Origin of the sequence: Kitasatospora phosalacinea, assembly GCF_030268885.1 — a bacterium.
Classification (GTDB): Bacteria; Actinomycetota; Actinomycetes; order Streptomycetales; family Streptomycetaceae; genus Kitasatospora; species Kitasatospora phosalacinea_C.
In genome coordinates this window covers 255,582-268,078 of sequence record NZ_BSSA01000006.1, presented here as the reverse complement: position 1 = coordinate 268,078, position 12,497 = coordinate 255,582, and the positions used below count along the sequence as shown (strand labels likewise).

Annotated in this window: 13 protein-coding genes; 6 read left to right on the top strand and 7 right to left on the bottom strand. The window is 75.0% G+C overall.

What is annotated here, in order from left to right:
• Positions 1–23 precede the first annotated feature (23 nt).
• Positions 24–1,319, bottom strand: a complete 1,296-nt coding sequence (gene serS, locus QSK52_RS12100; protein ID WP_285735974.1) for a serine--tRNA ligase — start codon at positions 1,317–1,319, stop codon at positions 24–26.
• 187 nt (positions 1,320–1,506) lie between these two features.
• Between serS and QSK52_RS12095 the strand changes: the two genes are divergently transcribed.
• Complete coding sequence (locus QSK52_RS12095) at positions 1,507–1,953, top strand: SRPBCC family protein (RefSeq protein ID WP_285735973.1); 447 nt, start codon at positions 1,507–1,509, stop codon at positions 1,951–1,953.
• A 56-nt stretch (positions 1,954–2,009) separates the two neighbouring features.
• Positions 2,010–2,465, top strand: coding sequence for a MarR family winged helix-turn-helix transcriptional regulator (locus tag QSK52_RS12090; RefSeq protein ID WP_285735972.1), 456 nt, complete (start codon positions 2,010–2,012; stop codon positions 2,463–2,465).
• A 39-nt stretch (positions 2,466–2,504) separates the two neighbouring features.
• Here QSK52_RS12090 and QSK52_RS12085 read toward each other — a convergent pair whose 3' ends face one another.
• Positions 2,505–3,230: an alpha/beta fold hydrolase gene (locus tag QSK52_RS12085; protein WP_285735971.1), complete on the bottom strand. Its 726-nt coding sequence runs from the start codon at positions 3,228–3,230 to the stop codon at positions 2,505–2,507.
• A 98-nt stretch (positions 3,231–3,328) separates the two neighbouring features.
• Positions 3,329–3,544 carry a DUF4287 domain-containing protein gene (locus QSK52_RS12080; RefSeq protein WP_285735970.1) on the bottom strand — a complete coding sequence of 72 codons (216 nt, stop codon included), beginning with the start codon at positions 3,542–3,544 and terminating at the stop codon, positions 3,329–3,331.
• A gap of 122 nt (positions 3,545–3,666) precedes the next feature.
• Between QSK52_RS12080 and QSK52_RS12075 the strand changes: the two genes are divergently transcribed.
• Positions 3,667–4,578, top strand: a complete 912-nt coding sequence (locus QSK52_RS12075; RefSeq protein WP_285735969.1) for a hypothetical protein — start codon at positions 3,667–3,669, stop codon at positions 4,576–4,578.
• Here QSK52_RS12075 and QSK52_RS12070 read toward each other — a convergent pair.
• Positions 4,575–5,579 (bottom strand): ArsR/SmtB family transcription factor, encoded by a 1,005-nt coding sequence (locus QSK52_RS12070; RefSeq protein ID WP_285735968.1) that lies wholly within the window; start codon positions 5,577–5,579, stop codon positions 4,575–4,577. The two genes, QSK52_RS12075 and QSK52_RS12070, sit on opposite strands and share 4 nt — an antisense overlap.
• A gap of 150 nt (positions 5,580–5,729) precedes the next feature.
• Here QSK52_RS12070 and QSK52_RS12065 point away from each other — a divergent pair, with 150 nt between their 5' ends.
• Entirely contained in the window at positions 5,730–6,581 is an 852-nt protein-coding gene (locus QSK52_RS12065; RefSeq protein ID WP_285735967.1) for an isocitrate lyase/PEP mutase family protein, read from the top strand.
• Positions 6,582–6,634: 53 nt separating this feature from the next.
• Here QSK52_RS12065 and QSK52_RS12060 read toward each other — a convergent pair whose 3' ends face one another.
• The 3 genes from QSK52_RS12060 to QSK52_RS12050 all read right to left on the bottom strand — a co-directional run bounded on the left by QSK52_RS12060 (position 6,635) and on the right by QSK52_RS12050 (position 9,818).
• Positions 6,635–7,078, bottom strand: coding sequence for an iron chaperone (locus QSK52_RS12060; protein WP_285735966.1), 444 nt, complete (start codon positions 7,076–7,078; stop codon positions 6,635–6,637).
• Positions 7,079–7,221: 143 nt separating this feature from the next.
• The gene (locus QSK52_RS12055; protein WP_285735965.1) at positions 7,222–9,474 is read right to left on the bottom strand and encodes a heavy metal translocating P-type ATPase; all 2,253 of its coding nucleotides are present in this window, start codon (positions 9,472–9,474) and stop codon (positions 7,222–7,224) included.
• Positions 9,475–9,533: 59 nt separating this feature from the next.
• The gene (locus QSK52_RS12050) at positions 9,534–9,818 is read right to left on the bottom strand and encodes a heavy-metal-associated domain-containing protein (protein ID WP_285735964.1); all 285 of its coding nucleotides are present in this window, start codon (positions 9,816–9,818) and stop codon (positions 9,534–9,536) included.
• A gap of 297 nt (positions 9,819–10,115) precedes the next feature.
• On the opposite strand from QSK52_RS12050, the gene QSK52_RS12045 reads away from it, so the two are divergent.
• Both QSK52_RS12045 and QSK52_RS12040 read left to right on the top strand, forming a co-directional pair.
• On the top strand, positions 10,116–11,012 hold the full coding sequence (locus QSK52_RS12045) for a hypothetical protein (RefSeq protein WP_285735963.1): 897 nt from the start codon (positions 10,116–10,118) through the stop codon (positions 11,010–11,012).
• A gap of 83 nt (positions 11,013–11,095) precedes the next feature.
• Positions 11,096–12,496, top strand: a complete 1,401-nt coding sequence (locus QSK52_RS12040; RefSeq protein WP_285735962.1) for an MFS transporter — start codon at positions 11,096–11,098, stop codon at positions 12,494–12,496.
• Position 12,497: the final 1 nt, after the last annotated feature.

Genomic DNA, 12,497 nt, shown 5'->3' with positions numbered 1-12,497 from the left:
CCCGCTCCTGCTGCTGCTCCCTGCTACTCCGCGACGGGCGTGCCGTCCGCGGCGATCCGGGCGAAGCCCAGGTAGGGGTGCAGGGCCTTGGGCAGCAACACCGAGCCGTCGGCCTGCTGGTGCTGCTCCAGCACCGCCGCGATGGTGCGGCCCAGCGGCAGGCCCGAGCCGTTGATGGTGGCGGCCGGGGTCGGCCTGCCCTTCTCGTCGCGGGTGCGGATGCCGGCCCGGCGGCCCTGGAAGGTGCCGAAGTCCGACACCGAGGAGATCTCCCGGTAGGTGCCCTGGCTGGGCAGCCACACCTCCAGGTCGTACGTCAGCTGCGAGGAGAATCCGGTGTCACCCGCCGCCAACGCGACGACGCGGTAGGAGAGTTCGAGCTCCTGCAGGCAGGACTCGGCGTGCGAGACCATCAACTGCATCTGCTCCCGGGACTGTTCGGCCGCGCAGATCCGCACCATCTCGACCTTCGAGAACTGGTGCAGCCGGATCAGCCCGCGGGTGTCCCGCCCGTACGAACCGGCCTCCGAGCGGAAGCACGGGGTGTGCGCGGTGAGCGCGAGCGGCAGCTCGGCCGGCGGGACGATCTCGTCCGCGTACAGGTTGGTCAGCGGGACCTCGGCGGTCGGGATCAGGAACAGGTCCCGGTCCGCGACGCCGGTCCTGAACAGGTCCTCCTCGAACTTCGGCAGCTGCCCGGTGCCGGTCATGGTGCGCCGGTTCACCAGGTACGGCACCGCGTGCTCGACGTACCCGTGGCGGCGGGTGTGCAGGTCCAGCAGCAGGGCGACGATCGCCCGCTCCAGCGCCGCACCGGCGCCGCGCAGCACGCTGAAGCGCGAGCCCGACAGCTTGGTGGCGCGGCCGAAGTCCATGATGCCCATGGTCTCGCCGAGGTCGACGTGGTCCTTGGGCGCGAAGTCGAAGCGCTGCGGCTCGCCGACCCGGCGCAGCTCGCGGGCGTCCTCGTCGGAGAAGCCGTCGGGGGCCTCGTCGTCGGGCAGGTTGGGGATGGTCAGCAGCAGGTCGGTCAGTTCCTGCTGGACCTGCTCCAGCTCCGCCTCGTTCTGCTGGACCTGCTCCTTCAGCGCGCGGGCGGCCTCCTTCAGCTCGGTGACGTCCCCGCCCTGCTTCGCGGTGCGCTGCACCTCCTGGGCGACCTGCTTCGAGCGGGCCCGCAGCTCGTCACCGGCCTGGATGCCGCTGTTGCGGCGGGACTGCAGCGCCTGCAGCGCGGACAGGTCGAGCTGGTAGCCACGACGTGCCAGGAGCCGGACGGCTTCGTCCCCCAGGTCGATCAGGACGCGGGCATCATGCATCGGAGTCGGTTCTCCTCGGGTCGCAGCGGTTTCCGCCGGGTCGAATTCGTTTCGACCGTAGCAGGGCGGGGGAAACCGGTGCAGCGCCTTTCGGGTCCGCCGCACGCCGTCCGCCCCCGCCCTTGCGGAGATGATCCCCGCAGGGATAATCTCCGCGTAGAGGAAATCGAGCACAGGGGGAACCGCCATGTGGCAGCACGAGTACACCGCCGAGACCACCGCCGCGCCGCACGCCGTCTGGGCCGTGCTCAGCGACCTGGACCGCTGGACGGACTGGGACACCTCGATGGAGGCCGTCACCCTGGACGGCCCGTTCGCGGTCGGCGGCAGGGTCTCGATGACCCCGACCGGGCAGGACCCGATCGTCTCGGTCATCACCCGGATCGAGCCGGACCGCGCCTACGCCGACCGCACCGAGTTCGGCGGCGCCGTGCTGGACTTCTCGCACACCCTCACCGCCCTCCCCGACGGCGGCACCCGGGTGGTCCACCGCCTGGAGATCACCGGCCCGGACGCCGACCGGCTCGGCCCCGAACTCGGCCCGGTGATCACCGAGGACTTCCCGGAGGCGATGGCCGGCCTGCTCGCCCACGCCGAACGGGCAGAGCGGGCCGATCCGGCCCCCGTCGCGTGACCGGCTGAAACGTACGAACCCGACCCGCGGGAACCACGAACACGGAGGAGAGCGGCATGGACGGACTGGTCGAGGGCCCGGCGAACAGCCCCGGCTTCTGGCTGTGGCACACCACCCTGCGCTGGCAGCGCGAGGTCGCCGCCGCCCTCGCCCCGCACGACCTGACGCACCCGCAGTTCGTGCTGCTCTCCTGCGCCTGGTGGCTCAACGAGCAGGGCACCACCCCCAACCAGCAGGAGCTCTCCGCCCAGGCCGGCACCGACGTCCGCACCACCTCCCAGGTGGTGCGGAAGCTGGAGGCCAAGGGCCTGCTCGACCGCACCACCGACCCGGACGACACCCGGGCCCGCCGCCTGCGCATCACCCCGCGCGGCATCGCCCTCGCCCGCGCCGCCATCCCGGCCGTCGAGGCCGTCGACCGCGCCTTCTTCGCCCCGGCGGCCCACGGCCTCCCCGCCCTGGACGGGGAGGGGCTCAGCCGCCTGCTGCGCCGCCTGGTCGACGCGCCGTAGCCGGGGAGAGGAGGGGAAGGGAGGGGAGGGGCCCGCCGCTCACCCCCGGGCGACGAACTCGGCCACCACCGGCCCCAGCACCTCCGGCGCGACCTCGTGCGTCTGCCCCGCCAGGGTGCGGTGCTCCGCCCCCGCGGCGGCGGCCGTCGCCGCGGCCGCGTCGCGCAGCAGGGCCGGGCTGAACTCGCCGTCGGCCACCAGCACCGGCACCGGCAGCCCGGCCAGCAGCGCGGTCGGCACCGGCGCGCCCGCCGCCCCGTCCAGCACCTCCGCGTCGTTGACCAGCGTCGGCGCCACCGCCGTGAACGCCGGCCACGCCGGCGACTCGCGCAGCTGGGCGACCATCGGCCCGGGCGTGCCGACGAAGGCCATGAACCGGGCCACCGCGTCGCCCGGCTCGCCCGCCAGGACGTCCTTCTCCACGCCCGCCCGGTACTCCGCGAACCGGGCGCGCTGCTCCTCGGAGGTGCTGAACGGCGGCTCGTACGCCACCACCCGCTCCACCCCGATGCCCGCCCCCGCCGCCCGCAGCGCGAGCGCCGCCCCGGAGGACAGCCCCAGCAGCGTCGCCCGGCCGCCCGCCGCCGCGACGACCGCCGCCAGGTCCTCCACCTCCCGCTCCACCGCGTACGGCCCGCCCGCACCGCTCTCGCCGCGCCCGCGCCGGTCGTAGCTGAACACCCGGTGCGCACCGGCCAGTTCGGCCGCGATCCCGCTCGAAGGGCCGAACGCGCGGTGGCACAGCGCGCCGTCCACGACCACCACGGCCGGGCCGTCGGCCCCCGTCGCCTGGTAGGCGATCCTGGTGCCGTCGGCGGAGGTTGCTTACTCGGTCATTCCCACTCCTCGGTGCGTGTCTCGGATCACTTGCTGCGGGCGGCGAGGTGGTGCGCGACCAGCGCGTTGGCGTGGCCGTGGCCCAGCCCGTACTCACTCTTCAGCCAGGCGACCAGCTCCATGTGCCTGGTCAGCGGCGAGTCGGCGATCAGCTGCTGCCACTCGGCGACCGGGCGCCCGTACTTCTTCTCGATGGAGGGGAAGTAGCTGGCCGGTCCCTTGACCTTCTCCTGGGTGCTCATCCCGCAACTCCGTCCGTTCGTCGTTCCACGCGCTCCGCGCTGCCGTCACAGGAGCAGACGCGGCGACCGGGCGGAACTCATCGGTCCTCGCGGAAGTTTTTCCCGGCCCGTACGGTCGGGTCATGGCACGCATCGACGACAGCACGATCGACCGGGCAGCCGACTACCTGTGGACGGCGGGCCGGGTCCTGGAACAGCGCCGCTTCGCGCACCACTTCGGCGGCGCCCCCGACCCGGCGGGCGTCCTCGCCGCCCTGGACGCCTACCGCACCCCCGACGGCGGCTGGGCGTACGGCCTGGAGCCGGACGTCCGCGGGCCCGCCGCCCAGCCCCTCGCCGCCGGGGCCGCCGCCCGCGTCCTCGCCGAGGCCGGCGCGCTGAACGGCCCGCGCGGCATCGAACTCTGCGACTGGGCCAGCACGTTGACGACCCCGGACGGCGGCGTCCCGGCCGTCCTGCCGAGCCTGCGCGACTACCCGCACCCGCCCTTCCTGCCGATCACCGACGCCCCGCCCGCCGAACTGCTCTCCACCGGCCAGATCGCCGCCCCGCTGCTCCGCTCGGGCCTGCGGCACCCCTGGCTGACCGGTGCGGAGGCCTTCTGCCGCCGCGCGATCGAGGCGATCGGCACCACCCACCCGTACGAGGTGATCACCGCCGTCGGCTTCCTGGACGCCGCCCCCGACCGGGCCTGGGCCGCCGAACAGGCCGCCCGCCTGGGCGAGTCGGTGCGCGAGCAGCACCTGGTGCTGCTCGACCCGGCGCACCCCGAGCAGGTCCGGCTCGCCCCCGGCTACGCGCCCGGCGAGTTCCACCTCCCGCACGACTACGCGCCCCACCCGGACAGCCTGGCCCGGTCCTGGTTCACCGACGCCGAGCTCGAACGCGGCCTCGACCACCTCGCCTCCCGCCAACTCCCGGACGGCGGCTGGCCGATCAACTGGGCCCGCTGGTCCGCCGCCACCGAGAACGAGGCCCGCCCGGGCGTCACCCTGGCGGCCCTGCTCACCCTCCGTGCGTACGAAGGGAGTTAGGGCAGCGCCTCCAGCCACCCGTCCGCGACGGCCGTCCGGGCGTACAGCACGCAGCGCCCGGCCCGGTGCGAGGAGACCAGGCCCGCGGTGCGCAGCGCGGTCAGGTGCTGGGAGACGGCCGGGGCGGTGAGCCCGCAGCGGGCGGCGAGTTCGGTGGTGGAGGCGGGCACGTCGAGTTCGGCCAGCAGCCGGGTGCGGGTGCGGCCGAGCACCGGCGCGAGCGCCTCGGCGCGCGGGCGCGGGCGGTGCTCCCAGACGGTCGCGGCGGACAGCGCGGGGTAGCACAGCTGCGGGGGGTCGGGGGAGACGGTGCGGGTCAGCAGCCGGGGCCAGGCGAACACCGAGGGCACCAGCAGCAGCCCGGCGCCGGTGGCGATCCGGGTGACGGCGCAGTGCCGCTCCGACAGGTGCAGCGTGCCGTCCGCCCAGCGCACCGTCCCGTGCAGCTCGCCGAGCATGCCCGCGCTGCCCCGCTCGGCGGCCTGCCGGGCGCGCTGCAGGACGTCCGCCTCCAGCACCGCGCGGATCCGCGACCAGTACGGGGCGAGGGCGAGCTGCCAGAACGCCTCGACCTCGTGGGTGATCCGCCGCAGCGCCTGCTCCGGTTCGCGCTCCAGCAGCCGCAGCCGTCCGTCCCCCCGCCCGCCGCTCGCCCCGCCCGCCCGGTCGGTGCGCAGGCACTCCAGGTCGTGCCGGAGCAGGACGGCGTCGGTGGCCCGGATCGCCGCCAGCTCCGCGCCCAGGTCGGTGACCCGCTCCGCGGGGGCGGGGTTGAGGAAGTCCGGCAGGTGCCCGTGCGGCGGGATCAGCTCGGCCAGCCAGCCCCGGTCCAGCCCGGCGGCGGCCAGCCGCGGCCGGACCTGCGCGGCCCACCGGCGGTGCGGCACGGGCACCGGGTCGGCGGCCAGCGCACGGAAGGCGGCCACCACCTCCCACATCGGCGAGATCGCGAACCTGGTCAGGGCGAGGTCGCCCACCGACAGCGGCAACCCGGTCCGCACCCCGTCACCCCGCCGTCCGCCGTCGTCCGATTCGGCCCCAGCTTAATCGGTCGGCGCCGACCGGCCGGACGGGGCACCATCGATCCGCACGCCACGAACCGCACCCCGTACCCACCCGCGTACGAGCACCGCACGGAAAGCGAGACCCGCATGCCGAACCGCACCCTCCCCGCCCGGTCCACCGAGCACGCCGCCGCCCTCCGCGCCCTGGCCGCCGCCGACGCGCCGCTCCTGCTCCCGAACGCCTGGGACGCGGGCAGCGCGGCGGTGATCGCCGCGGCCGGTGCGCCCGCGATCGCCACCACCAGCGGCGGCGTCTCCTGGTCGGTGGGCCGCGGCGACGGGCAGGGCCTGGACCGGGCGGCGATGGCCGAGGCGGTGCGCCGGATCGCCGCCGCCGTGGACGTCCCGGTGACCGCCGACGTCGAGGGCGGCTACGGCCCGACCCCCGAGGACGTGGCCGAGACCGTCCGCGCGGTGGTCGCGGCGGGCGCGGTCGGCATCAACCTGGAGGACTCCACCGCCCCGGGCGGCCCGCTGTTCACCCCCGCCGAACAGTCCGCCCGCCTGCGCGCCGCCCGGACGGCCGCCACCGAGGCCGGACTGCCCGGTCTGCTGGTCAACGCCCGCACCGACGTCCACCTGTTCGGCATCGGCCCGGCCGCCGACCGCCCGGCGGAGCTGCTCCGCCGCGCCGAGGCGTACGCCGAGGCCGGGGCCGACTCGCTCTTCGTCCCCGGCCTGCTCGACCTCGCCGCGCTCAAGGAACTGACCGCGGCCTCCCCGCTGCCCGTCAACGCGATGGCCGTCCCGGACGGCCCGACCGCCGCGGAGCTCGCCGCCGCCGGGGTCCGCCGGATCAGCCTCGGCACCGCCCTCGCCCAGGCGGCCTACACCGCCGCCCACCGGGCCACCGCCGAACTGCTCGCCACCGGCACGTACGGCGCCCTGGGCGGCGCACTCGACTACGGCACGCTGAACGGCCTGCTGGCCGGACGCTGAGGGTGCGACCGCTGTCGGTCGGCCGGCGGTCGGTCGGCCGACGGCGCTCCGGCTCAGGACACCGCGCGCTTCACCAGGTCGGCGACCCGGGCCGCCTCCGCCTCGCCCAGGTCGGCGATCGCGAAGTACGTGGGCCACATCGCGCCGTCGTCCAGCTTGGCGTTGTCGCTGAAGCCGATCATCGCGTACCGGGACTTGAACTTGGCGGCGCTCTGGAAGAAGCAGACCGGCTTGCCGTCCGCGTTGTTGTACGCGGGCATGCCGTACCAGGTCTTCGGGGCCAGCTGCGGGGCGACCTCGGTGACGATCTCGTGGAAGCGCTGGGCCAGCACCCGGTCCGCCTCGGGCATCTCGGCGATCTTCTCCAGCAGGTCCTTCTCCGCCTCGGCCGCCTTCGCCGCCGCCGACGCCCGCTTGGACTCCGCCTTCAGCTCCTTCGCGCGCTCCTTCATCGCCGCGCGCTCGTCCGCCGTGAAACCCTCGTGCTTCTCCGCCATGACCGGTCCTCCCGTTCCCGTTCCTGCTCCCTGCCGATGCCCCAATCCTAGGAACGGAGCGGCTGCCGCGGCTTCTCGGAAACTGACCGGTCCGGCCCGGGGAGGAGGCTCCCCGGGCCGGACCGGTCGGTTCGAGCGCGGGCTCAGCGGGCCCTGAAGGTCCGCAGCCGCAGGCTGTTGCCGACGACGAAGACGGAGGAGAAGGCCATGGCGGCGCCGGCGATCATGGGGTTGAGGAGTCCGGCGGCGGCGAGGGGGAGGGCGGCGAGGTTGTAGGCGAAGGCCCAGAAGAGGTTGCCCTTGATGGTGGCGAGGGTGCGGCGGGAGAGGCGGATGGCGTCGGCGGCGGAGCGCAGGTCGCCGCGCACCAGGGTGAGGTCGGCGGCTTCGATGGCGGCGTCGGTGCCGGTGCCGAGGGCGAGGCCGAGGTCGGCCTGGGCGAGGGCGGCGGCGTCGTTGACGCCGTCGCCGACCATGGCGACGGTGCGGCCCTCGGTCTGGAGGCGTCGGACGGTGGCCACCTTGTCCTCGGGCAGCACCTCGGCGATCACGTCCTCGGCGGGGATGCCCACCTCGGCCGCCACCGCCTCCGCCACCAGCCGGTTGTCACCGGTCAGCAGGACGGGGCGCAGGCCCAGCGCCCGCAGCTCGGCGATCGCCTCCGCACTGCTCGGCTTCACCGCGTCGGCGACCTCCAGCACGGCCCGGGCCGCCCCGTCCCAGCCGACCGCGATCGCGGTCCGCCCGGCCTGCTCGGCCGCGGCCTTCGCCGCCAGCAGCTCGGCCGGCAGGTGCTGCGCCCAGTCGGCGAGCAGCGCCTCGCGCCCGGCGACCACCGCGTGCCCCTCGACCACGCCCTGCACGCCCAGACCGGGGAGGTTCTCGAAGCCCTCGACGGGGGGCAGGTCGCCGAACCGTTCCCGGGCGGCGGTGGCGACGGCCTGGGCGATGGGGTGTTCGGAGGCGTGTTCCAGGGCGCCGGCCAGGCGCAGGGCTTCGCCCCGGGTGGTGCCGTCGGCGGTGTGGACGGCGAGCAGGGTCATCCGGCCGGTGGTGACGGTACCGGTCTTGTCGAGGACGACGGTGTCGGCCTTGCGGGTGTTCTCCAGGACTTCGGGCCCCTTGATGAGGATGCCGAGCTGGGCGCCGCGTCCGGTGCCGACCAGCAGGGCGGTGGGGGTGGCCAGGCCGAGGGCGCACGGGCAGGCGATGATCAGCACCGCCACGGCGGCGGTGAACGCGGCGCTCCAGCCCTCGCCGGTGCCCAGCCAGTAGCCGAGGGTGGCCAGCGCCAGGGCGATCACGACGGGCACGAAGACGGCGGAGATCCGGTCGGCGAGGCGCTGGGCGGCGGCCTTGCCGTTCTGGGCGTCCTCGACGAGCTTGGCCATCCGGGCGAGTTGGGTGTCGGCGCCGATGCGGGTGGCCTCGACGACGAGGCGTCCGCCCGCGTTGACGGTCGCGCCGGTGACGGTGTCGCCGGGGCCGACCTCGGCGGGGACGGACTCGCCGGTGAGCATCGAGGCGTCCACGGCGGAGGTGCCCTCGACCACGGTGCCGTCGGTGGCGACCTTCTCGCCGGGCCGCACCACGAACCGGTCCCCGACGGCCAGTTGCGCCACCGGCACCCGGGTCTCCCGGCCGCCGCGCAGCACGGTGACGTCCTTGGCGCCGAGCTCCAGCAGCGCCTTCAGCGCGGCGCCCGCGGTCCGCTTCGAGCGGGCCTCGAAGTAGCGTCCGGCCAGGATGAACGCGGTGACGCCGGCCGCCGCCTCCAGGTAGATGTTCGAGGAGCCGTCCGAGCGGGCGATGGTGAACTCGAAGCCGTGCCGCATCCCGGTCATGCCCGCGTCGCCGAAGAACAGCGCCCACAGCGACCACAGGAACGCGGCGCCGGTGCCGACCGAGACCAGGGTGTCCATGGTGGCGGCACCGTGCCGGGCGTTGGTCCAGGCGGCCTTGTGGAACGGCCAGGCGGCGTAGGTGACCACCGGCGCGGCCAGGGTCAGCGAGAGCCACTGCCAGTTGTCGAACTGCAGGGCCGGGACCATCGCCATCGCGATCACCGGCACCGCCAGCGCGACGGCCGTGACCAGGCGCTGCCGCAGCGGCGCCAGTTCGTCGGCCGGTCCGGCGCCCTCCGCCTCCGGCGCCGCGGCCGGGGGCTCGGGGAGGGCGGCGGTGTAGCCGGTGGCCTCGACGGTCGCGATCAGGTCGGCGACCTCCACGGGCCCGTCGACGACCACCTTGGCCTTCTCGGTGGCGTAGTTGACGGTGGCCCGGACGCCGTCCATGCGGTTGAGCTTCTTCTCGATCCGCGCGGCGCAGGACGCGCACGTCATGCCGCCGATGCGGAGTTCCACCTCGGTGGAGGCGGGTGCTGCCTGGGTGGTCATCAGGGCTCCTCGTGGTCTCTTCCGGCCGCGGGCCGGACTCCTACGGGTGGGGGCCGGGCTCAGGCCCGGCCGGTCAGCTCGTAGCCGACCTCGTCGACCGCGGCGCGCACCGCCGCGTCGTCCAGCTCGGCGGCCGAGTCGACGCTCACCAGGCCGCCCTGCACGTCGACCCGGACGGCCTGCACGCCCTCCAGGGCGCCGACGGCCTTGCCGACCGCCTGCTCGCAGTGGCCGCAGGTCATTCCGGCGACGGTGAACACGGTGGTGACGGCGGCCGGGGCGGTCGCGGTCGTGGTGGTGGAGCAGGTGCCGTCGGTGGAGCAGCAGGACATGGGAACCTCCATGGTGGTTCTTCGATACCCGGTAGGGGTATCTGCTGATGTCTTCAGTTATACCCCTGGGGGGTATGCAGCGCAAGCACTCCTCTCGGCATCCCCGCACCCCGGCCGTCCCCGGGTGAATTTCCGGGCCCCGTCATCCCTGCCCTGACCTGCGCGAATGGCGGCCCGCGCGGGCGTGGTCGCCCCGCCCTCCCCCTCCCACCCCGATTGACACATACCCCCTGGGGGTATCTACTCGCTGCGTCGGAACGCCCCGGAGCCCCGGGGGCGACCCCTCGTCCACACTCGCGGGAGCACGCCATGAACACCGCCCTCAAGATCACCGCTTTCGCCACCGGCCTCGCCGCCGCCTTCACCGCCGCGTACGGCGTCGGCCGCGCGGTCGGCCCCGTCCCGGCCCGCGCCGCCCAGCCGCCCGCCGCCCACGCCGCCCACGGCGAGGGGCCCGCAGCCGCCCACGGCGACCACCGGGTCGGCGGCCTGCAGGTCGCCGACCGCGGCTACGCCCTCCGCCTGGACCGCACCGTCGTCCCGGCAGGCGGCCCCATCGAACTGCGCTTCCAGGTGCTGGCCCCGGACGGGCACCCGCTCACCGCCTACCGGACCGCGCACGAGAAGGAGCTCCACCTGATCGTCGCCAGCCGCGACCTGACGGACTTCCAGCACCTGCACCCCGTCCGCGCCGCCGACGGCACCTGGACCGCCCCGGCGGACCTGCCCGCGGCCGGTGACTACCGGGTCTTCGCCGACTTCACCCCGGCCGCCGAGACCGACCCGCTCACCCTCGGCGCCGACCTGCACGCCGCGGGCGACCACCGCCCCGCCGCCCTCCCGCGGACCGGCCGCACCGTCACCGTCGACGGCTACACCCTCACCCTCACCGGCGACCTCACCCCGGGCCGGCCCGGCCGCCTCGCCTTCACCGTGAGCCGCGACGGCCGCCCGGTCACCGATCTCGACCCCTACCTCGCGGCGTACGGCCACCTGGTGGTCCTGCGGGCCGGCGACCTCGGCTACCTGCACGTCCACCCGGACGGCGAACCGGGCGACGGCGCCACCGCCCCCGGCCCGGAGGTCGACTTCACCGCGACCGCGCCCAGCCCCGGCGACTACCGCCTCTTCCTGGACTTCCGGCACCAGGGCACCGTCCGCACCGCGGCCTTCACCCTCACCGCCGCCGAGGCCCACCAGCACTGACCCCTCCCCCCTCCGTCCCGCCCCGCCCACCCATCCGTCCCCCACATACCCCCTCCCGGTATATCTCCAGAGGAGTCCCGGCCATGTCCGACCTCAGCGCACCACCCGCACCGCGCCGCTGGACGGCGCTCGCCCTGATCGCCCTCGCCCAGTTCATGGTCATCATGGACACCTCGATCATCGGCGTGGCCCTGCCGGAGATGCAGTCCGCGCTCGGCTTCTCGCAGGAGAACCTGTCCTGGGTGTTCAACGCCTACGTGATCGCCTTCGGCGGCCTGCTGCTGCTCGGCGGACGGCTCTCCGACCTGCTCGGCGCCAAGCGCGTCTTCGCCACCGGCTGGGCGGTCCTCGCCGTCGGCTCCCTGCTGGCCGGCCTGGCCGGCACCGCCTGGGTCGAACTGGCCGGCCGCGCCGTCCAGGGCGCCGGCTCGGCCCTGATCGCCCCGGCGGCGCTCACCCTGCTGATGACCCTCTTCGGCCCGCGCCCCGCCGAACTCCCCAAGGCCATCGCCCTGTACGGGGCGGCCGCCCCGGCGGGCGGCACCGCGGGCGTCTTCCTCGGCGGCCTGATCACCCAGTACGCCAGCTGGCAGTGGGTGTTCTGGATCAACGTCCCGGTGGCGCTGGCCGTGCTCGCCGCGACCCCGTCCGTGATGCCCGCCGCCGCGGCCCGTCGCGGCTCGATCGACTGGCTCGGCGCGGCCACCGTCACCACCGGCCTCGCCGTCACCGTCCTCGCGATCGTCCGCGCCCCGCAGGCGGGTTGGGGCTCGGCGCAGACCTGGCTGGTGCTGGCCGCCGGGCTCCTGCTGATCGCCGCCTTCCTGCTGCTCCAGTCCCGCCGCCGCGAACCGCTGATGCGGCTCGGCATCTGGCGCAGCCCGAACCTGGCCGGGGCCAACCTGGCGCAGCTGCTGATGGCCGCGGCCTGGATCCCGATGTGGTTCTTCCTCAACCTCTACCTGCAGCAGGTGCTCGGCCTGGAGGCGTTCGCCTCGGGCGCGGCGCTGCTCCCGATGACCGCCGCGATCATGCTGATGATGATCGTCCTGGCGCCCCGGCTGATCGCCCGCTTCGGTGCCAAGCCCCTGGTCGTCACCGGCCTCACCGCCCTCGCCGCGGGCATGTACTGGCTCTCGCTGGCCCGCCCGGACGGCAGCTTCGCGGTCGACGTGCTGCCCGCCTCGCTGCTCGCCGCCCTCGGCATGGCCCTGGCCTTCATCCCCTCCCTGGGCACCGCCCTCGCCGTCCCCGACCCCGCCGAGGGCGGCCTCGCCTCCGGCATCGTCAACACCTCCTACCAGGTCGGCTCCGCCCTCGGCCTGGCCGCCATGACCGCCGTCGCCGCCGCCAACGGCGCCCGCGACCTCACCGACCCCACCGCCCTCACCCACGGCTTCTCCGCCGCCTTCCTCGGCGCCGCCGCCCTCGCCCTCCTCGGCGCCCTCGCCTCCCTCCTCACCCTCCGCTCCCGTCCCTCCTGAC

Coding starts and splice junctions, on each gene's coding strand:
- QSK52_RS12050 (WP_285735964.1), bottom strand. CDS start 9,818: ATGGAGGTTCCCATGTCCTGCTGCTCCACCGACGGCACCTGCTCCACC.
- QSK52_RS12040 (WP_285735962.1), top strand. CDS start 11,096: ATGTCCGACCTCAGCGCACCACCCGCACCGCGCCGCTGGACGGCGCTC.
- QSK52_RS12055 (WP_285735965.1), bottom strand. CDS start 9,474: ATGACCACCCAGGCAGCACCCGCCTCCACCGAGGTGGAACTCCGCATC.
- QSK52_RS12080 (WP_285735970.1), bottom strand. CDS start 3,544: ATGAGCACCCAGGAGAAGGTCAAGGGACCGGCCAGCTACTTCCCCTCC.
- QSK52_RS12075 (WP_285735969.1), top strand. CDS start 3,667: ATGGCACGCATCGACGACAGCACGATCGACCGGGCAGCCGACTACCTG.
- QSK52_RS12090 (WP_285735972.1), top strand. CDS start 2,010: ATGGACGGACTGGTCGAGGGCCCGGCGAACAGCCCCGGCTTCTGGCTG.
- serS (WP_285735974.1), bottom strand. CDS start 1,319: ATGCATGATGCCCGCGTCCTGATCGACCTGGGGGACGAAGCCGTCCGG.
- QSK52_RS12065 (WP_285735967.1), top strand. CDS start 5,730: ATGCCGAACCGCACCCTCCCCGCCCGGTCCACCGAGCACGCCGCCGCC.
- QSK52_RS12060 (WP_285735966.1), bottom strand. CDS start 7,078: ATGGCGGAGAAGCACGAGGGTTTCACGGCGGACGAGCGCGCGGCGATG.
- QSK52_RS12095 (WP_285735973.1), top strand. CDS start 1,507: ATGTGGCAGCACGAGTACACCGCCGAGACCACCGCCGCGCCGCACGCC.
- QSK52_RS12045 (WP_285735963.1), top strand. CDS start 10,116: ATGAACACCGCCCTCAAGATCACCGCTTTCGCCACCGGCCTCGCCGCC.